The following is an 18,834-nucleotide window of genomic DNA, read 5'->3' as shown; positions in this document are numbered from 1 at the left end:
GAAGCCGCTCAGGGGGGTGTTCTTCATCATGGCATTTCCTGCACGTCTTTGCCCTTGGTGCCGTCCACATGGTCGGTGCCCGCCATGCCGCGCGATGCCAGCAGCACCACGAGGAAGAGGGCGGTCATGGCGAAGCCGATCACGATGGCCGTGAGCGTGAGCGCCTGGGGCATGGGGTCGGCGTAGTGGGCCAGGTCCTGGGGCAGGCCGGGCTGCAGCACGGGCTCCTTGTCGATGGCCAGGCCCAGGCGGCCCATGCTGAAGATGAAGAGGTTGACGGCGTACGACAGCAGCGACAGGCCCATGATGATCTGGAAGGTGCGGGGGCGCAGCAGCAGCCACACGCCCGAGCCGGTGAGCACGCCGATGGCCAGGGCCAGAATCAGTTCCATGGGCCTTCTCCCTGTGTCGCCGCGGCGGCCTGCACCTCATCGGCCGTGCGTGCGTTGTTGTAGCGGTGGCTGCGCACCGACTGGTGGGCGATGCCGGTGAGGATGAGCATGGTCGAGCCCACCACCAGCGTGAACACGCCGATGTCGAAGAACAGCGCGCTGGCCACGTGCACCTCGCCCACCCAGGGCAGGTGCAGGTGGGCCGTGTGGCTGGTCAGGAAGGGGTAGCCCCAGGCCCAGGCCCCCAGGCCGGTGGCCAGCGCGGCCAGCAGGCCCACGCCGATCCAGCGGCGCGGGTACAGGGGCAGGTGGGCTTCGACCCACGAGGTGCCCGAGACGATGTACTGCAGCAGCAGCGCCACCGAGAACACCAGCCCCGCCACGAAGCCGCCGCCGGGCTCGTTGTGCCCGCGCATGAACAGATACATGGACACGAGGGTCGCGAACGGCAGCATCAGCCGCACCAGCACGGCGGGCACCATGAGGTAGCCCACGGCGGTGTCGGCGGTCTGGCGCGGGTTGGACAGGTCGGTGTCCACATCGGCGGGCAGCGCGCGCTGCTGGGGCGGCAGGTCCATCACCTCGCGCGCGGGCCGAAAGCGCCGCAGCAGCGCATACACCGTCAGGGCCACGATGCCCAGCACCACGATCTCGCCAAAGGTGTCGAAGCCTCGGAAGTCCACCAGCATCACGTTGACGACATTGGTGCCCCCGCCTTCGCTGAGCGCGCGCTCCAGGAAGAAGGTGGAGGTGCTGTCGGGGAAGGGCCGGCTCATCATCGCGAACGACAGCAGGGCCATGCCCGCACCCGTGGTCAGCGCCAGCGCCATGTCGCGGTAGCGGCGCAGTTGGGTGCGGCGCTCTTCGGCCAGCGTGGGCTTGCGCAGGGCCTCGTCGCGGCGCGGCAGCCAGCGCAGGCCCAGCAGGATGAGGATGGTCGTCACGACCTCCACCACGATCTGCGTGAGCGCCAGGTCGGGGGCTGAAAACCAGAGGAAGGTCAGGCACACGCACAGCCCCGCGCCACCCAGCAGCGTGAGTGCCGCCAGCCGGTGGTACTTGGCCTGCCAGGCCGCCGCCATGGCGCACAGCGCGCCCAGCAGCCACAGCAGCGCGAAGGCCGGAGACAGCGGCAGCTGCGCCCGGTCGCCAATGGGCAGGCCACGAGCCCACAGGGGCAGCACGCAGGCCACGAGCGCGGCACTCACCAGCCACAGCATCTGCCACTGCAGCCGCCCGGTGCCCAGCATCCGGCGGCCATGGCGGCCCCACTGGGTGACGGCCGCCAGGGTGCCTTCGAACAGCCGCTGGCCGCTGATGTGGTGCATGACCGGCGGCGCATCCAGCACGCCTTTTTCGCGCTGCCAGCGCAGCAGGGCATACAGCGCGATGCCCCCGCCCAGGGCCACCAGGCTCATCACGAACGGTGTGTTGAACCCGTGCCAGACCGCCAGGCTGTAGGTGGGCAGCTCGCCCCCCACCACCGGCCCTGCGGCCGCGGCCAGGTAGGCGCCCACGGACCAGGCAGGCAGCGTGCCCACCACCAGGCAGGCCAGCACGAGCAGTTCCACCGGCACCCGCATCCAGTGCGGCGGCTCGTGGGGTGGGCGCGGCAGGTCGGTGGCGGGCGGGCCCCAGAACACATCCACCGTGAAGCGCAGCGAATACGCCACGCTGAACATGCCCGCCACGGTGGCGGCCACGGGCAGCAGCCATTCCAGCATCGGCGTGGTGTTCACGTACACCGTTTCGGCAAAGAACATTTCCTTGGACAGGAAGCCGTTGAGCAGCGGCACGCCGGCCATCGCCGCGCTGGCCACCATGGCCAGCGTGGCGGTGATGGGCATCATCGTGCGCAGGCCCGACAGGCGGCGGATGTCGCGCGTGCCACTTTCATGGTCCACGATGCCCACGGCCATGAACAGCGAAGCCTTGAAGGTGGCGTGGTTCATGATGTGGAACACGGCGGCCACGGCGGCCAGCGGGCTGTTCAGGCCGAGCAGCAGGGTGATGAGCCCGAGGTGCGAGATGGTCGAATAGGCCAGCAGGCCCTTGAGGTCGTTCTGGAACATGGCCGCGTAGCCACCCACCAGCAGCGTGCAAAGGCCCGCCCCCCCCACCAGCCAGAACCATGCCTCGGTGCCCGCGAGCGCGGGCCACATCCGCGCCAGCAAGAACACGCCCGCCTTGACCATGGTGGCCGAGTGCAGGTACGCCGACACAGGCGTGGGCGCGGCCATGGCGTGGGGCAGCCAGAAGTGGAACGGGAACTGCGCGCTCTTGGTCAGCGCACCCAGCAGGATCAGCACCAGCGCGGTCAGGTACAGCGGGTGCGCCTTGATCAGTGCGCCGGCGGCCAGCACGTGGTCGAGGTCGTAGCTGCCCACGATGTGGCCCAACACCAGCATGCCGGCCAGCATGCACAGGCCGCCCGTGCCCGTGACCGTGAGCGCCATGCGTGCCCCACGCCGCGCATCCTTGCGGTGGTGCCAGTAGCCGATCAGCAGGAAGGAGAACAGGCTGGTCAGCTCCCAGAAGAACGCGATCTGGATGATGTTGCCCGACAGCACCACGCCCGCCATCGCACCCATGAACGCCAGGAAGAACGCAAAAAAGCGCGGCACCGGGTCGGCCGCCGACATGTAGTAGCGCGCATACAGCACCACCAGGCTGCCCACGCCCAGCACCAGCATGCAGAACATCCACGCGAAACCGTCCATGCGGATGACCAGGTTCAGGCCCAGCGCGGGCAGCCACTCGATCTCCTGCCGCAATACGCCGCCGTCGGCGATCTCGGGAAAACACAGCGCGACCTGCACGGTGCAGAACACGGCGATCAGCCCCGCCAGCGTGGACTCGGTGTTGCGCGCATTGGCGGGCAGCACGGCCGCCAGAAGGCTGCCGATGAAGGGAAGGAGAATGAGGGTGATCAGGGACATGCGCGAACAATTTTAGGGGTTCGCTCCAAAGCCCCTGCCCGGGCCTTGCCGTTGTGCAGCCGGTGGGTACAAAAAGACAAGCCCGCCGAGGCGGGCCTGAAGCCTGAAGAGCGTGCTTAGCTTTTGCTAGCGCTGGCGGCGGCAGCGTGCCCTGGCGCCGTGGCGGCAGGAGGCGCCGCATCGGTCCCCGTGCCCCCGTGGGGCTTGCGGTCCACGGCTTGTTTCCTGCTGCCGTGGTGGTTTTTCGCTTCGGCCCTGGCGGCCGCTGCGGCGCTGTATTTTTTGCCGCCGACCGTCAGGCCTTCCCTGGAGAAATTCACCGCGCTCTTGGGTCCCACGCCGCCGACACGGGCGATGAAGTCGCCCCAGTCCTTGAAAGGCGCGTTCCTGCGCTCTTCCAGGATCCGGCCCGACAGGCCGGGACCGATGCCCTTGATGCCGTCGAGTTCAGCCTCGGTGGCGGTGTTCACGTCCACGGCGGCGAATGCCGCGGCGGCACACAGCGCGGCGAAGAGGGCAAGCAGTTTCTTCAGCATGGCGAATGGTCTCCTGGTGGGGGTGGCGCGGCCTGGCCCGGCGGCTTTCAGAGTTCCTCGACGCGGCGCGCCGGATAGCTGTCCCAGGTCTGGCAGCCGGGGCACTGCCAGAAATGCTGGCGTGCCTCGAACCCGCAGGCCGCGCAGCGGTAGCGGGTGAGCGGCTTGACGGCATGCTCCAGCGCACGCTGGATCTGGGGGTGGAACTCCTCGTGCTCCAGCTTCTCGGCGGCCAGCCATTTGGCGGCGGCCACGAGCGAGCGTTCCTTGTCCAGGTGCTGCACATAGCGCTGCCGTGCCGTGCCGCGCGTGGCGTCGTCGGCGGCCTCCATGGCCACGATGCTTTCGAGCACGTCCAGGGACGGTGCCTGCGCGTAGTGCGCCTGCAGCAGCGCCTGCGCTTCCGGTGTGCGCCCCGTGGCGGTGGCGGCCTCGACGAGCAGCGCGGCGGCCAGGGGCAAAGCGGCGGGGTTTCGCTCGCCCAGTGTTTTCAGGGTGGCCAGCACGGCGGCGGGCTGGCCCATGAGGCGCTGCAGGCGCGCCAGCTCGATGCGCGCGCGGGCGGCCTCCGGGGCGGCGGCCACGGCCTGCTCCAGCAGGGCCTGGGCACCGGGCAGGTCCCCCTGGGTGCTCAGCGCCAGGGCCTGCTCGCACAGGTAGTGGGCCTGGCGGGTGCTGAAGTCGCCCTGATCGGCGTCGTGCATCTTGCGGGCGATGGTGGCGGCATGGGGCCAGTCGCGCGAACGTTCATAGATGGCCAGCAGCGCCAGGCGGGCCTGGGCCTCGAAGGGCGTCCCCTCCAGGCGGTGCAGGGCTTCTTCCGCGCGGTCGAGCAGGCCGGCCTTGAGGAAGTCGAGCGCCAGCGCGTGCTGGGCACGCTCGCGGTCGGTGCGGGAGAGGTCGCCGCGCGAGAGCAGGTGCTCGTGCACGCGCACGGCACGGTCGTATTCGCCCCGGCGGCGGAACAGGTTGCCCAGCGCAAAGTGCAGCTCCGAGGTGTCGGGGTCGTTCTGCACCGCCTCGATGAAGGCGTCGATGGCCTGGTCCTGCTGCTCATTGAGCAGGAAGTTCAGGCCCTTGAAGTAGGCCTTGGGCGCGCGGCGGTTCTCGGCGCGCAGCTGGCGCAGGTCGAAGCGCGATGCCAGCCAGCCCAGCACGAAGGCCACGGGCAGGCCCAGCAGAATCCAGGTCAGGTCAAATTCCATGGGCGGAGGGCAGGTCGGGCGGTGGTGGCGGGGCAGGGGGGGCCGTGCTGGCCGCGGCGGCGGGGGCCGATGCCGGCGCGGGGGACGCCACCGCGGCATGGGCGCGGCGCGCGGCGGCGCGGTGCCTCCACCAGCGCGGCACCATGCCCAGCACCCCGACGGCCAGGCCTGCCGAGAAGGCGGTCAGCACCACCAGCACCAGGGGTGCGCGCCATTGGGTGCCAAAGAAGAAGTGCACGGTGGCGTCCTGCTGGTTGTTCAGCGCGAAGGCAAACAGCGTAAAAAAAATGGCTGCCTTGAGCAGCCACAGGAGGTATTTCATCGGTCTCCCCAGTGGTGGGGCGATTCTAAGAGCTTGCGCATGCGGGGCGGCGGGGCTCCCGGAGGGCTGGTATCCAGATCAAAAAGGCCTTTGGCGCTTGCTCATCAAGCGCTGCTAGCTATCATTTTTGAATGGATGTGTTGCTTGCCGTGCCGGAGTTTTCTTCCATTTCGGCGGTGCGCTTGTCCACGGCTTCGCGCAGGGCCTTGCCGGGCTTGAAATGGGGTACGCGCTTTTCGGGGATGGCCACGGCCTCGCCGCTGCGCGGATTGCGGCCCATGCGGGGCGGGCGGTGGTTCACCGAGAAGCTGCCAAAGCCCCGGATCTCGATGCGGTGCCCACGCACCAGGGCCTCGCCCACGGCGTCCAGAATGGTCTTGACGGCGTATTCGGCATCGCGGTGTGTCAGCTGGCCGAAACGGGCGGCCAGTTCTTCGACGAGGTCTGAGCGGGTCATGGAATCTTGGGACATAGGCAGTCTTGGCTGAAAAAAGAGCGGGCGCCGAGGCGCCCGCTGTCTGACCGTTTAACGGGTCAGCGCTTTACTTTTCCGAGTTGTCCAGCTTGGCGCGCAGCAGGGCGCCCAGGCTGGTCGTGCCGGCGCTTTCGCGGCTCGATTGCTGGCTCAGGTTGGCCATGGCGCCTTGTTCGTCGGCCATGTCCTTCTGCTTGATCGACAGCTGGATGTTGCGGGTCTTGCGATCCACGTTGACCACCACAGCGGTGACTTCGTCGCCTTCCTTGAGCACGTTGCGGGCATCTTCCACGCGGTCGCGGGAGATTTCCGAAGCGCGCAGGTAGCCCACGATGTCTTCGCCGAGGTCGATTTCAGCGCCACGGGCGTCCACGGTCTTGACCTTGCCGGTCACCGTCTGGCCCTTGTCGTTCACGGTCACGAAGGTCGTGAATGGGTCGCCGTCGAGCTGCTTGATGCCCAGCGAGATACGCTCGCGGTCCACGTCCACGGCCAGCACGATGGCTTCCACTTCCTGGCCCTTCTTGTAGTTGCGAACAGCGGCTTCGCCGGGTTCGTTCCAAGAGAGGTCGGACAGGTGCACCAAGCCGTCGATGCCGGCAGCCAGGCCCACGAACACGCCGAAGTCGGTGATCGACTTGATCGGACCCTTGACGCGGTCGCCGCGCTTGGTGTCCTGTGCGAATTCCTGCCATGGGTTGGCCTTGCACTGCTTCATGCCCAGGCTGATGCGGCGCTTGTCTTCGTCGATTTCCAGGACCATGACTTCGACTTCGTCGCCCAGCGAAACCAGCTTGGCGGGAGCGATGTTCTTGTTGGTCCAGTCCATTTCGGAGACGTGCACCAGGCCTTCGATGCCGGGTTCGAGTTCCACGAATGCGCCGTAGTCGGCGATGTTCGTGATCTTGCCGAACAGGCGCGTGCCTTGGGGGTAGCGGCGGTTCACGCCCATCCATGGGTCGTCGCCCATTTGCTTCAGACCCAGCGAGACACGGTTCTTCTCGGTGTCGAACTTCAGGATCTTGGCGGTGATTTCCTGGCCAGCCGTCACCACTTCCGATGGGTGACGCACGCGGCGCCATGCCATGTCGGTGATGTGCAGCAGGCCGTCGATGCCGCCCAGGTCCACGAACGCACCGTATTCGGTGATGTTCTTGACCACGCCTTGAACGATGGAGCCTTCCTTCAGGGTTTCCATCAGCTTGGCGCGCTCTTCGCCCATGGAGGCTTCCACCACGGCGCGGCGGCTCAGCACCACGTTGTTGCGCTTGCGGTCGAGCTTGATGACCTTGAATTCCATGGTCTTGTTTTCGTACGGCGTCAGATCCTTGATCGGACGCGTATCGATCAGCGAACCGGGCAGGAACGCGCGGATGCCGTTGACCAGGACAGTCAGGCCGCCCTTGACCTTGCCGGACGTGGTGCCGGTGACGAATTCGCCGGATTCCAGGGCCTTTTCCAGGCTCATCCAGGAAGCCAGACGCTTGGCGGTGTCGCGCGACAGGATGGTGTCGCCGTAGCCGTTTTCGATGGAGCCAATGGCCACCGACACGAAGTCACCCACTTGGACTTCGACTTCGCCCTTGTCGTTCTTGAACTCTTCCAGCGGCACGTAGGCTTCGGACTTGAGGCCGGCGTTGACCACGACGAAGTTGTGCTCGACGCGCACGACTTCAGCGGTGATCACTTCGCCTGGGCGCATTTCCGTACGCTGCAGGGATTCTTCAAAAAGGGCGGCAAAAGATTCGGACATGTGTTTCCTTGCCACAAACAGGATTCCAGTAGCACCATTGCTACTGTTTTTATAGCTGCTTGCGGTGGTTTTTTGCGGTAGAACCGCGGGTTAGGTTAACGATCCACACAGCCTGTGCGCTGGCGCGCGAGAGGGGCTGCGTGGGCCTGTTGCAAGGCCTTTCGGCTTTGCCTGAGGGACCCGGATTTCAGCCAGGGCCCCGCGCCGTCAGCCCTGCGCAGAGGCTGCGAAGGGCTGACGCTCCTGCCACCAGGCCAACACCTGCTCGACGGCTTCATCAATCGTCAAGTTGGAATTGTCCAGGACCAGAGCGTCCTGCGCGGGCTTGAGGGGTGCGACGCTGCGGGAACTGTCCCGGGCGTCGCGTGCCTCCAGATCCGCGCGAAGGTCTTCGATATTAGCTGAAAAACCCTTTGAAATCAACTGTTTATAACGGCGCTCGGCGCGGCAGGCGGCGCTGGCCGTCAGATACACCTTGAGCGGGGCGTCCGGGAAGATCACCGTGCCCATGTCGCGGCCGTCCGCCACCAGGCCCGGCAGGCGCCGGAAGCTGTGCTGCAGGTCCACCAGGGCCGCGCGCACGGCGGGCAGGGCGGAGACGCGGGAGGCGTTCATGCCGGCCTCTTCGGTGCGGATGGCTTCGGTCACGTCGTCGCTGCCCAGCCACACCCGGCCGCCCTCGAAGCGCACGGGCAGCGTCTGGGCCATGGCGGCAATGCGGGGCTCGTCCTCCGGCTGGATGGCCAGGCCGGCACGCAGGGCGGCCAGGGCCGTGATGCGGTACATCGCCCCCGAGTCCAGGAAGCGGTAGCCCAGGCGCTGCGCGACGGCAGCGGCCACCGTGCCCTTGCCCGAGGCGGTGGGACCGTCGATGCAGATCACCGGGATGTGGTCCGTGGCTGCCTGCGTGACCGAGAACAGGGCTTCGAAATAGTCCGGGAAGGTCTTGGCCACGCACTTGGGGTCTTCGATGCGCACGGGCAGGCTTGCCGGGTTGAAGGCGGCCAGTGAAAAGCACATGGCCACGCGGTGATCGTCATAGGTGTGGATGCTGGCGGCCTTCCACGCCTGCACCTGCGCCGGCGGCGTGACGCGGATGAAGTCCGCACCTTCTTCCACTGTGGCGCCGAGCTTGCGCAGCTCGGTGGCCATCGCCGCGATGCGGTCGGTTTCCTTCACGCGCCAGCTGGCGATGTTGCGCAGGGTGGTGGTGCCTTCGGCATACAGCGCCATCACGGCCAGAGTCATGGCGGCATCGGGGATGTGGTTGCAGTCCAGGTCGATGGCCGTGAGCGGCCACGCGCCGCGCTGGATCTCCAGCCAGTTGGGGCCGCCCGTGACCACCGCGCCCATGGCGCGCGCGGCTTCCACGAAGCGGATGTCACCCTGGATGGAATCCAGCCCCACGCCCTGGATCTTGATGCCTTTTGGGTCATTGGCGCTTGCTGCGATTGCGCCAAGTGCTATGAAATAGCTAGCGGAAGAGGCGTCGGCCTCTACGTGGATGCTGCCCGGCGACTGGTAGCGGCTGCCGGCGGGGATGGTGAAACGCTGCCAGTCCCGGTGTTCGACCACGATGCCGAACCGCGCCAGCAGCTGCAGCGTGATGGCGATGTAGGGCCTGGAGATCAGTTCGCCCATGACCTCGATCACGATGGCCTGCGCGCCGGCGGCCAGCGGCAGCGCCATGAGCAGGGCGGTGAGGAACTGGCTCGACACATCGCCGCGCACGCGGATGGGCGCCGCCAGCGCCAGGGCAGGCACGCCGTTCGCATGGGCGATGCGCAGCGGCGGGTAGCCGTCATTGCCCAGGTAGTCGATCTGACAGCCCAGTTGGCGCAGCGCGTCCACCAGGTCGCCGATGGGGCGTTCGTGCATGCGCGGGACGCCGGACAGCTCGAATTCGCCACCCAGCAGTGCCAGCGCAGCCGTCAGGGGCCGCATGGCGGTGCCGGCATTGCCCATGAAGAGCTTGGCGGGCGATTGGGGCGCCCGTCCGCCCAGGCCCGTGATGTGCACGGTGCTGCCGTTTTCGTCGACGGTGCAGCCGATCTGGCGCAGCGCGTCGAGCATCACGCGGGTGTCGTCGGATGCCAGCAGGTCGTGCACGGTGGTGGTGCCGTTGCTGAGCGCCGCCAGCAGCAGCACCCGGTTGGAGATGCTCTTGGAACCGGGCAGGTGGACTTCGCCCGCCGCGGTTTGCAGGGGAGGCAGGTCGAGGAATGCGGTGCTGTACATCGGTGTGTTTTGTCGGTTAGGCCAATGGCCTGTGCACCGGCGTGTCCTAGGCCAGTGCCACCGTGGAACTGGCGTTGCCAGGCCACGGGTGGCGTCCCCCTTGGGGGAAGGCGCCGCAGGCGACTCAGGGGGGTTATTTTCTCTTCGCGCCCATGCGCCAGTGCGCGCGGGTCTCGCTGGCCAGCGTCAGCATGTCTTCCAGCGCCTGGGCGTCACCTTTTTCCATGGCCTGCTCGATGGTGTGCAGCGCCTGCTGGAAGAGCTTGGACTGGGCGATCAGCTCTTCCCGGTTGGACAGCAGGATGTCGCGCCAGACCTTCGGATCGCTGGCCGCGATGCGGGTGAAGTCCCGGAACCCCGGGCCCGCCAGCGACAGGAATTCGTCGCCGGTCGACTGGCCCGTGATGCTGTTCATCATCGCAAAGGCCAGCACATGGGGCAGGTGGCTGACCGCGGCAAAGGCCGCGTCATGCGACTCGGGCGACATGCTGGTCACGCGGCAACCCAGCGCGGTCCAGATGTCGTCGGCCCTTTGCAGCTGTACGGTGAGCGTGCGCTCGATGGGCGTGAGGATGACCTGGCGGCCACTGTAGAGGTCGGCCTCGGCGTGTTCCACGCCCGACACTTCGCGCCCCGTGATCGGGTGCGCCGGCACGAACGAGCCCACCTGGTCGCGCAGGGCGCGGCGTGCGGCCTGGACCACATCGGCCTTGGTCGAGCCCACGTCCATGATCAGCATCTGGGGCGTGACGAGGTGTTTGATGGCCTTGAGCGTGGCCTCGGTGGCGGCCACGGGCACGGCCAGCAGCACGATGTCGGCGCCGGCCACCGCGAGCAGCGCCGAGGGCGCCTCCACATCGATCACGCCCAGCTGGCGTGCGCGGTCGGTGGTGGAGGGCGACTTGCTGTAGCCCACCACGCGCTTGACGAGGCCGGCCTTCTTCATGGCCAGGGCGAACGAGCCGCCCATGAGTCCGCAGCCGATCAGTCCCAATTGTTCGAACATGGCGGTGGCTCCTCAGGACGACACGGGGTAAGTGCCCAGGACCTTGTAGAACGCGCACAGGCTGCGCAGTTCTTCCAGGGCCCGTGCCACATGGGGCTGGGCGGGATGGCCGTCGAGGTCGATGTAGAAGTAGTACTCCCACTGGCCGGTGCGGGCAGGGCGGGACTCGAAGCGCGTCATGGACACGCCATGGGTCTTGAGCGGCACCAGCAGGTCGTGCACCGCGCCGGGCTGGTTGGGCACCGAGACCACCAGGCTGGTGCAGTCCTTGCCCGAGGGCGGTGGCGTCTGCAGGGTGTGCGGCAGGCAGATGATGGCAAAGCGCGTGCGGTTGTAGGCGTCGTCCTGGATGGCGTGGGCCACGATGTGCAGCCCGAACTGCTGGGCCGCGCGTTCGCTCGACAGGCCGGCCCAGGCCGGGTTGGTGGTGGCCAGTCGGGCGCCCTCGGCATTGCTCGACACGGGGCGGCGCTCGGCATGGGGCAGGTGCTTGGTCAGCCAGGCCTGGCATTGGGCCAGCGCCTGCGGATGCGCCAGCACCACCTCGATGCCATCGAGCGAGTTCGTGGTGCGCAGCAGGTTGTGGCGCACCAGCAGGCTCACTTCGCCCACCACATGGGTGGGGGTGTGCAGGAACAGGTCGAGCGAGCGGGTCACCACGCCTTCGGTGGAGTTCTCCACGCCCACCACGCCGTACTGGGCGCTGCCGGCGGCCGTGGCGTGGAACACCTCGTCGAAGTTGGCGCAGTACATCAGGTCGGCCGCGCCGCCGAAGAATTCAATGGCCGCCTGCTCGCAGAACGTGCCTTCGGGGCCCAGCACGGCCACGCGCTGGGGCGATTCGAGCGCCAGGCATGCGGACATGATCTCGCGCCAGATGGCGGCCACGTGCGGCCCCTTGAGCGGGCCGGGGTTGGCGGTCTGGATCTTCTCGATGACCTGCGCCACGCGGTCGGGGCGGAAGAAGGGCGTGCCTTCGCGCTTCTTGACTTCCCCCACCTGCTCGGCCACCAGCGCCCGCTGGTTCAGCAGCGTGAGCAGTTGCTGGTCGATGGAGTCGATCTGCACGCGCAGGCTGGCGAGGTCGGGTGAGGCTTGCGGAGTGTTCATGAATGGGGAATGTCTGTGCAGGGCTGCTCGTCAACCGGTGTGCCACCGGCGTTCAGAAGGTGCAAAGGAATCCGGTGTGTCCGAGGGCGCTTTCGTGGGGCGTACGGGCATGCCGGGTTCGTTTTGCGCCTTCTCAGGCGTGTTTTTGTTCAAATTCTCGCATGTAGTCCACCAGCGCCTGCACGCCGGCCAATGGCATGGCGTTGTAGATGCTGGCGCGCATGCCGCCCACGGACTTGTGGCCCTTGAGTTGCAGCAGGCCGCGTTCCTTGGCCCCGGCCAGGAAGGCGTCGTTGCGGCTTTCGTCGCGCAGGAAGAACGGGATGTTCATGCGCGAGCGGCAGTTGGCGGCGACCTTGTTCACATACAACTGCGAGCTGTCGATGGCGCTGTAGAGCAGGTCGGCCTTGGCGAGGTTGCGCTGCTCCATGGCGGCCACGCCGGTCAGGCTGCCTTCGGTCTGGCGCTTGAGCCACTGGAAGGTCAGGCCTGCGATGTAGATGCCCCAGGTCGGTGGCGTGTTGTACATCGACTGGTTGTCGGCCACGGTCTTGTAGTCGAAGGCGCTCGGGCAGGCGGGCAGGGCGTGGCCGAGCAGGTCTTCGCGCACCACGACCAGCGTGAGGCCGGCGGGCCCCAGGTTCTTCTGCGCGCCGCCGAATGCCAGGCCGACGCGCGACCAGTCCACCGGGCGCGAGGCAACGTGCGACGAGAAATCGATGACCAGCGGGGCATCGCTGCCCAGTGTCTTGAGGTCGGGCAACTGGTGGAATTCGATGCCATTGATGGTTTCGTTGCTGCAGAGGTGCAGGTAGCTGGCCCCCCGGCTGACCGTCCAGGTCGAAGGGTCAGGCAGGGTGGTGAACCCGGTGTCTTCGGCATTGGCGACGAGGTTGACTTCACTGGCGTACTTGCGCGCCTCCTTTTGCGACTTCTGGCTCCAGCTGCCAGTCACCACGAAATCGACCACGCCAGCGCGCGAGAGATTGAGCGGGACGATGGCGTTCTCGGCGAGGCCGCCGCCCTGCATGAACAAGATCTTGAAGTTCGCCGGCACGGCCAGCAGCCCGCGCAGGTCGGCTTCCGCCTGTTCGTAAATGGACAGGAACTCCTTGCCGCGATGGCTCATCTCCATCACGCCCATGCCGCTGCCGTGCCAGTCCAGCATTTCGGCGGCGGCCTGCTCCAGGACTTCGGTGGGTATGGCGGCCGGGCCGGCCGAGAAGTTGTAGGGGCGCATCATGTTTCTTGGTCAAAAAGGCTGCTGGCGCTTATGGCGTAAGCGCTGGCAGCTTCACTTTCAATAGCATTCCTGGAGGGGGCCCGCAGGCCCCGCATCCACCGGGAGGTCAGGCGTCGGGTGTTTCCGGGGTGTCGGGGGCCGTGGGGGCTGCGCTGTCCGGATGGCCTTCGCCGTCGGCCTCGGCATCTGCGACGTTGGCATCGTTTTCGACAATGCGCTGCAGGCCGCTGAGCTTGGACCCTTCGTCCAGAGCGATCAGCGTCACGCCCTGCGTGGCGCGGCCCAGTTCCCGGATCTCGGAGACGCGGGTGCGCACCAGCACGCCCTTGTCGGTGATCAGCATGATCTCGTCGTCGGCATGCACCAGCGTGGCGGCCACGACCTTGCCGTTGCGCTCGCTCTGCTGGATGGCGATCATCCCCTTGGTGCCCCGGCCGTGGCGCGTGTATTCGGTGATGCTGGTGCGCTTGCCGTAGCCGTTTTCGGTGGCGGTGAGCACGCTTTGCGTTTCGTCTTCGGCCACCAGCATGGCGATCACGCTCTGGCCGTCTTCCAGCATCATGCCGCGCACGCCGCGGGCCTGGCGGCCCAGCGGGCGCACGTCGTTCTCGTCGAAGCGCACGGCCTTGCCGCCGTCGCTGAACAGCATCACGTCGTGCTGGCCGTCGGTAAGGGCGGCACCGATCAGATAGTCGCCGTCGTCCAGGTTCACGGCGATGATGCCGCCCTTGCGCGGGTTGCTGAATTCATCCAGCGCCGTTTTCTTGACGGTGCCCATGCTGGTGCCCATGAAGACATAGCGGTCCGCCGGGAAGGTGCGCATGTCGCCCGTGAGCGGCAGCACGACGTTGATCTTCTCTCCGTCCTGCAGGGGGAACATGTTGACGATGGGGCGGCCGCGCGAGCCGCGCGAGCCTGCCGGCACTTCCCAGACCTTGAGCCAGTACAGGCGGCCGCGGTTGGAGAAGCACAGGATGTAGTCGTGCGTGTTGGCGATGAAGAGCTGGTCGATCCAGTCGTCTTCCTTGGTCGCCGTGGCCTGCTTGCCGCGCCCGCCACGCTTCTGGGCGCGGTATTCGGACAGGGGCTGGCTCTTGATGTAGCCGGTGTGGCTGAGCGTGACCACCATGTCGGTGGGGGTGATCAGGTCCTCGGTGGAGAGGTCCTGCGCGCTGTATTCGACGATGCTGCGGCGTGCGCCCAGCTTGTGCTGGCCGAATTCCTGCTTGATGGAGGTGAGTTCGTCGCCGATGATGGCCGATACGCGCTCGGGCTTGGCCAGGATGTCCAGCAGGTCTTCGATGACCGCCATGACTTCCTTGTACTCGGCCACGATCTTGTCCTGCTCCAGGCCGGTCAGGCGCTGCAGGCGCATCTGCAGGATTTCCTGGGCCTGCGTTTCCGACAGGCGGTACAGGCCGTCCTGGCCCATGCCGAATTCCTTCTCCAGGCCGTCCGGGCGGTAGTCGTCGGCGTTGATCACGCCGCCATCGGCGCGCGTGCGGGTGAGCATCTCGCGCACCAGCTTGCTGTCCCAGGGGCGGGCCATCAGCTCGGCCTTGGCCACGGGCGGCGTGGGCGCGTTGCGGATGATGGCGATGAAGTCGTCGATGTTGGCCAGGGCCACGGCCAGGCCTTCGAGCACGTGGCCGCGGTCGCGCGCCTTGCGCAGCTCGAACACCGTGCGGCGGGTGACCACCTCGCGGCGGTGCTGCAGAAAGACGCTGATCAGGTCGCGCAGGTTGCACAGGCGGGGCTGGCCGTCGATCAGCGCCACCATGTTCATGCCGAAGGTGTCCTGCAGCTGCGTCTGCTTGTACAGGTTGTTGAGCACCACCTCGGGCACTTCGCCGCGCTTGAGCTCGATCACCAGGCGCATGCCCGACTTGTCGGATTCGTCCTGGATGTGGCTGATGCCCTCGATCTTCTTCTCGTGCACCAGCTCGGCCATGCGCTCCTGTAGCGTCTTCTTGTTGACCTGGTAGGGCAGCTCGTCCACGATGATCGCCTGGCGCTGCCCGCGATCGATGTCTTCGAAGTGGCATTTGGCGCGCATGATCACGCGCCCGCGCCCTGTGCGGTAGCCGTCCTTCACGCCATTGATGCCGTAGATGATGCCGGCGGTGGGGAAGTCGGGCGCCGGAATGATCTCCATCAACTCGTCGATGGACACGTCCGGGTTGCGCAGCATGTGCAGGCAGGCATCCACCACCTCGTTGAGGTTGTGGGGCGGAATATTCGTGGCCATGCCCACGGCAATACCGGCCGAGCCATTGACCAGCAGATTGGGGAGTTTGCTGGGCAATACCAGCGGCTCCTTTTCGCTGCCGTCGTAATTGGGCCCGAAATCGACGGTTTCCTTGTCGATGTCGCCCAGCATTTCATGGGCGATCTTGGCCAGCCGGATTTCGGTATACCGCATTGCCGCAGCGTTATCGCCGTCCACGGACCCGAAATTGCCCTGGCCATCCACCAGCATGTGGCGCAGCGAAAAATCCTGCGCCATCCGCACGATGGTGTCGTAAACGGCGGAATCACCATGCGGGTGGTATTTGCCGATCACGTCTCCCACGATACGGGCCGACTTTTTATAAGGCCGGTTCCAGTCGTTGTTGAGCTCGTGCATCGCAAAAAGTACGCGGCGGTGTACAGGCTTCAGCCCATCGCGCGCATCGGGCAGGGCCCGGCCCACGATCACGCTCATCGCGTAATCGAGGTAACTGCGCCGCATCTCTTCTTCGAGGCTGATCGGCAGGGTTTCTTTGGCAAACTGGGTCATTGGGGACGGCGGTGGCGGCGAAGGAGAACCATTTTAGAGGTAAGACCGTGTAGCGACCACGCAACATATCGAAGCAATTCCGGTTTTGTCCTACGGGCCCTGGGTAGCCTCCACCGCTTTTGCCCTGTTACGTATGGCACAATCGTTTGAACGCTTCGGGTGGTGGTCACCCCAAGCGTCCTGATTCGCAGCGCGGCTGCGGCTTTTTCCCCAAGAGGAGAACCATGAAGAAACTGAACAAAGTGGCGATGTTGTTTGCCTCTGCAGCGCTCGCAACCGCCGCTGGCGCACAAACCGTTGACAACTGGAGAGATGCTTCTGGCCAACTGGTCTGGAAGAACGGCACCAACGAATACTGCTGGCGCAATGCCAACTGGACGCCTGCCACTGCTGCTCCTGGCTGCGATGGCGCGATCGTCGCCCCCGCTCCAGCTGCCGCTGCTGCTCCAGCCGCCGCCCCAGCACCCGCTGCCGCTCCAGCACCCGCACCAGCTCCAGCTCCTGCTGTCGCTACCAAGGTGACCTATGCCGCTGACGCATTCTTCGACTTCGACAAGTCGGTGCTGAAGCCAGAAGGCAAGGCCAAGCTGGATGATCTGGTTTCCAAGGTCAAGGACATCAACCTGGAAGTGATCATTGCCGTGGGTCACACCGACTCCGTGGGCTCTGATGCATACAACCAGAAGCTGTCGGTTCGCCGTTCCGAAGCCGTGAAGGCTTATCTGGTGTCCAAGGGCATCGAAAAGAACCGCGTCTACACCGAAGGCAAGGGCGAAAAGCAACCCGTCGCCGACAACAAGACCGCCGAAGGCCGTGCGAAGAACCGTCGCGTGGAAATCGAAGTGGTCGGTACCCGCGCTTCCAAGTAATCCTCGGATTGCTTCACAAAAAAGCCCCGGCAACGGGGCTTTTTTGCGTCTGGGGGTTTTATCCTCCATTTTCCTTCCTTCATGGACAATCTCTGGCATGAGTGAAACCGTCAATGCAGATCCGGCCGAACTGGCCAAGTTTTCCGAATTGGCCCATCGCTGGTGGGACCCTGAAAGTGAATTCCGTCCCTTGCACCAGATCAATCCTTTGCGGCTTGACTGGATCCAGGGGCAGTGCGACCTGTCGGGCAAGCGCGTTCTGGATGTCGGCTGTGGCGGCGGCATCCTGGCCGACTCCATGGCCCGCAAGGGCGCAGAGGTGACGGGCATCGATCTGGCCTCCAAGGCCCTGCGTGTGGCGCAATTGCATGCGCTGGAAGCTCAGACCACCAATATCCAGTACCGGGAAATCAGCGTGGAAGCCTTGGCCAAGGAGCAACCTGCCAGCTTCGATGTCGTCACATGCATGGAAATGCTCGAGCACGTACCTGATCCAGGATCGGTGGTGAGGGCATGCTCAGAGCTCGTGAAACCGGGAGGCTGGGTGTTTTTCTCCACCATCCACCGCAATGCCAAGGCTTTCATGCTGGCCATCGTAGGGGCTGAATATGTGCTGAACATGCTGCCACGGGGAACGCATGAGTACGCCAAGATGATTCGACCCAGCGAACTGGCCGCAAGTTGCCGAAGCGCGGGCCTGCATGTACAAAATACCCGGGGCCTGGAATACAACCCCCTCACGCGGCGCTATTGGCTGAGTGCGGACACCAGCGTGAACTATCTTGTGGCCACGCGGCGCACTGCCTGAGGGCGCACCCATGTTTCACAATATTCGTGCGGTGTTGTTTGATTTGGACGGAACGCTGATCGACAGTGCCCCGGACTTGGGCGCCGCTGCCGACAAGATGCGCACGGACCGCGGATTGCCGTCGCTGCCGCTGGAGCGCTACCGCCCCATGGCGGGTGCCGGCGCGCGCGGCATGCTGGGCGAAGCCTTCGGTATGGCCCCCGACCATCCTGATTTCATGACCATGCGCGAGGAGTTCTTTGTGAACTATGAGTCGTGCATGACGGAGCGCATCAGCATCTTTGACGGCGTTCCAGAACTCGTATCCCAGATACTGCAACGCAACATGGCATGGGGCGTGGTTACCAACAAGGCAGCCCGCTTCACGGACCCGCTGACCCGCTCCATTCCCCTGTTCGTCACTGCGCGGGCGGTCGTCAGCGGGGACACCACTCCCCATGCGAAGCCGCATCCCGCCCCTTTGCTCGAGGCGGCAGCGCGCCTGAAAGTGGAGCCCGGGCAGTGCATCTATGTTGGCGATGACGAGCGCGACATCGTGGCAGGTTTGGCCGCAGGAATGGGGACCGTGGCCGCAACCTATGGCTACCTGGGTGCAAAAACCAATCCGATGGAGTGGGGCGCCCATGCCGCAATTAAATCTCCCTTCGAGCTCTTGCAATTGCTGGGGAGCGCCTAAAATAGAGGCTCTGGGGCTGTCCTGGTTTCGACGTGGGTTCGGAATCGGTGTGGTGCATGTCGAGCTTGAGTCACGCTCGTAAATCTCGATTTAAAAAACTAACTGCAAACGACGAACGTTTCGCACTCGCTGCTTAATTGCCAGTGAGCCTTGCAACAGTTGGCCGATGGGCTGGGCAAGGGGGTTCTGAGCAATCAGTGCCTCCCGGCTGCAAGGATAATTACATGGGCTGGTCCTGATCCGGGTACCTTGGATTGGGGCGAGAAAATAGGGTGCTGGCGGCCTGTGTAGCGTGCGACTGTGCGACACAGGCAGCGAGATTCAAATCAGACCGCTAAACATGTAGATCTGCCCGATGAAGGCTTGCGGACGCGGGTTCAATTCCCGCCAGCTCCACCATACAAGACACCGCCACACACTGGAAACTCCAGTCTGTGGCGGTTTTTCTTTGCCCCGCAGTGTCTGGCGGTGTCGGTGAATTCA

15 protein-coding genes and 1 other RNA gene are annotated in these 18,834 nt (G+C 65.5%); 4 read left to right on the top strand and 12 right to left on the bottom strand.

Translation table 11 applies throughout. From position 1 onward, the window contains the following. Positions 1-26: 26 nt before the first annotated feature. From KW843_RS23070 to gyrA, 12 genes are all read right to left on the bottom strand, one after another. Positions 27-392: a Na+/H+ antiporter subunit C gene (locus KW843_RS23070; RefSeq protein WP_142146595.1), complete on the bottom strand. Its 366-nt coding sequence runs from the start codon at positions 390-392 to the stop codon at positions 27-29. Continuing rightward, positions 383-3,331 (bottom strand): monovalent cation/H+ antiporter subunit A, encoded by a 2,949-nt coding sequence (locus KW843_RS23065; protein WP_218297488.1) that lies wholly within the window; start codon positions 3,329-3,331, stop codon positions 383-385. The genes KW843_RS23070 and KW843_RS23065 overlap by 10 nt, the downstream gene beginning before the upstream one ends. A 116-nt stretch (positions 3,332-3,447) precedes the next feature. Next, on the bottom strand, positions 3,448-3,867 hold the full coding sequence (locus KW843_RS23060; RefSeq protein ID WP_218297487.1) for a helix-hairpin-helix domain-containing protein: 420 nt from the start codon (positions 3,865-3,867) through the stop codon (positions 3,448-3,450). A gap of 47 nt (positions 3,868-3,914) precedes the next feature. Next, complete coding sequence (lapB, locus tag KW843_RS23055; RefSeq protein WP_218297486.1) at positions 3,915-5,072, bottom strand: lipopolysaccharide assembly protein LapB; 1,158 nt, start codon at positions 5,070-5,072, stop codon at positions 3,915-3,917. Beyond that, positions 5,062-5,394, bottom strand: coding sequence for a lipopolysaccharide assembly LapA domain-containing protein (locus KW843_RS23050; protein ID WP_218297485.1), 333 nt, complete (start codon positions 5,392-5,394; stop codon positions 5,062-5,064). The genes lapB and KW843_RS23050 overlap by 11 nt, the downstream gene beginning before the upstream one ends. Positions 5,395-5,515: 121 nt before the next feature. Then, positions 5,516-5,851, bottom strand: a complete 336-nt coding sequence (locus KW843_RS23045; RefSeq protein ID WP_255590831.1) for an integration host factor subunit beta — start codon at positions 5,849-5,851, stop codon at positions 5,516-5,518. Positions 5,852-5,936: 85 nt separating this feature from the next. Beyond that, positions 5,937-7,637: a 30S ribosomal protein S1 gene (rpsA, locus tag KW843_RS23040; RefSeq protein ID WP_370627717.1), complete on the bottom strand. Its 1,701-nt coding sequence runs from the start codon at positions 7,635-7,637 to the stop codon at positions 5,937-5,939. A 192-nt stretch (positions 7,638-7,829) separates the two neighbouring features. Then, positions 7,830-9,860 (bottom strand): bifunctional 3-phosphoshikimate 1-carboxyvinyltransferase/cytidylate kinase, encoded by a 2,031-nt coding sequence (locus KW843_RS23035; protein ID WP_218297483.1) that lies wholly within the window; start codon positions 9,858-9,860, stop codon positions 7,830-7,832. A gap of 133 nt (positions 9,861-9,993) precedes the next feature. Further along, positions 9,994-10,866, bottom strand: coding sequence for a prephenate dehydrogenase/arogenate dehydrogenase family protein (locus KW843_RS23030; RefSeq protein WP_218297482.1), 873 nt, complete (start codon positions 10,864-10,866; stop codon positions 9,994-9,996). Between the two features lie 12 nt (positions 10,867-10,878). After that, positions 10,879-11,976: a prephenate dehydratase gene (gene pheA / locus KW843_RS23025; RefSeq protein WP_218297481.1), complete on the bottom strand. Its 1,098-nt coding sequence runs from the start codon at positions 11,974-11,976 to the stop codon at positions 10,879-10,881. 133 nt (positions 11,977-12,109) lie between these two features. Next, positions 12,110-13,219, bottom strand: a complete 1,110-nt coding sequence (gene serC, locus KW843_RS23020) for a 3-phosphoserine/phosphohydroxythreonine transaminase (protein WP_218297480.1) — start codon at positions 13,217-13,219, stop codon at positions 12,110-12,112. Positions 13,220-13,325: 106 nt separating this feature from the next. After that, on the bottom strand, positions 13,326-15,998 hold the full coding sequence (gene gyrA, locus KW843_RS23015; protein WP_218297479.1) for a DNA gyrase subunit A: 2,673 nt from the start codon (positions 15,996-15,998) through the stop codon (positions 13,326-13,328). 224 nt (positions 15,999-16,222) lie between these two features. Between gyrA and ompA the strand changes: the two genes are divergently transcribed. The 4 genes from ompA (at position 16,223) to ssrA (ending at position 18,750) form a co-directional block, all read left to right on the top strand. Next, the gene (gene ompA, locus KW843_RS23010) at positions 16,223-16,867 is read left to right on the top strand and encodes an outer membrane protein OmpA (protein ID WP_218297478.1); all 645 of its coding nucleotides are present in this window, start codon (positions 16,223-16,225) and stop codon (positions 16,865-16,867) included. A 97-nt stretch (positions 16,868-16,964) separates the two neighbouring features. After that, positions 16,965-17,675 (top strand): bifunctional 2-polyprenyl-6-hydroxyphenol methylase/3-demethylubiquinol 3-O-methyltransferase UbiG, encoded by a 711-nt coding sequence (gene ubiG / locus KW843_RS23005; protein WP_218297477.1) that lies wholly within the window; start codon positions 16,965-16,967, stop codon positions 17,673-17,675. Positions 17,676-17,685: 10 nt separating this feature from the next. Next, positions 17,686-18,351, top strand: a complete 666-nt coding sequence (locus tag KW843_RS23000; protein WP_218297476.1) for an HAD family hydrolase — start codon at positions 17,686-17,688, stop codon at positions 18,349-18,351. Positions 18,352-18,363: 12 nt separating this feature from the next. Continuing rightward, positions 18,364-18,750, top strand: a transfer-messenger RNA (tmRNA) gene (ssrA, locus tag KW843_RS22995). Positions 18,751-18,834 lie beyond the last annotated feature (84 nt).

The organism is Acidovorax sp. sif1233 (genome assembly GCF_019218755.1).
Taxonomy (GTDB): Bacteria; Pseudomonadota; Gammaproteobacteria; order Burkholderiales; family Burkholderiaceae_C; genus Acidovorax.
This window is presented reverse-complemented; position numbering and strand designations above follow the sequence as displayed.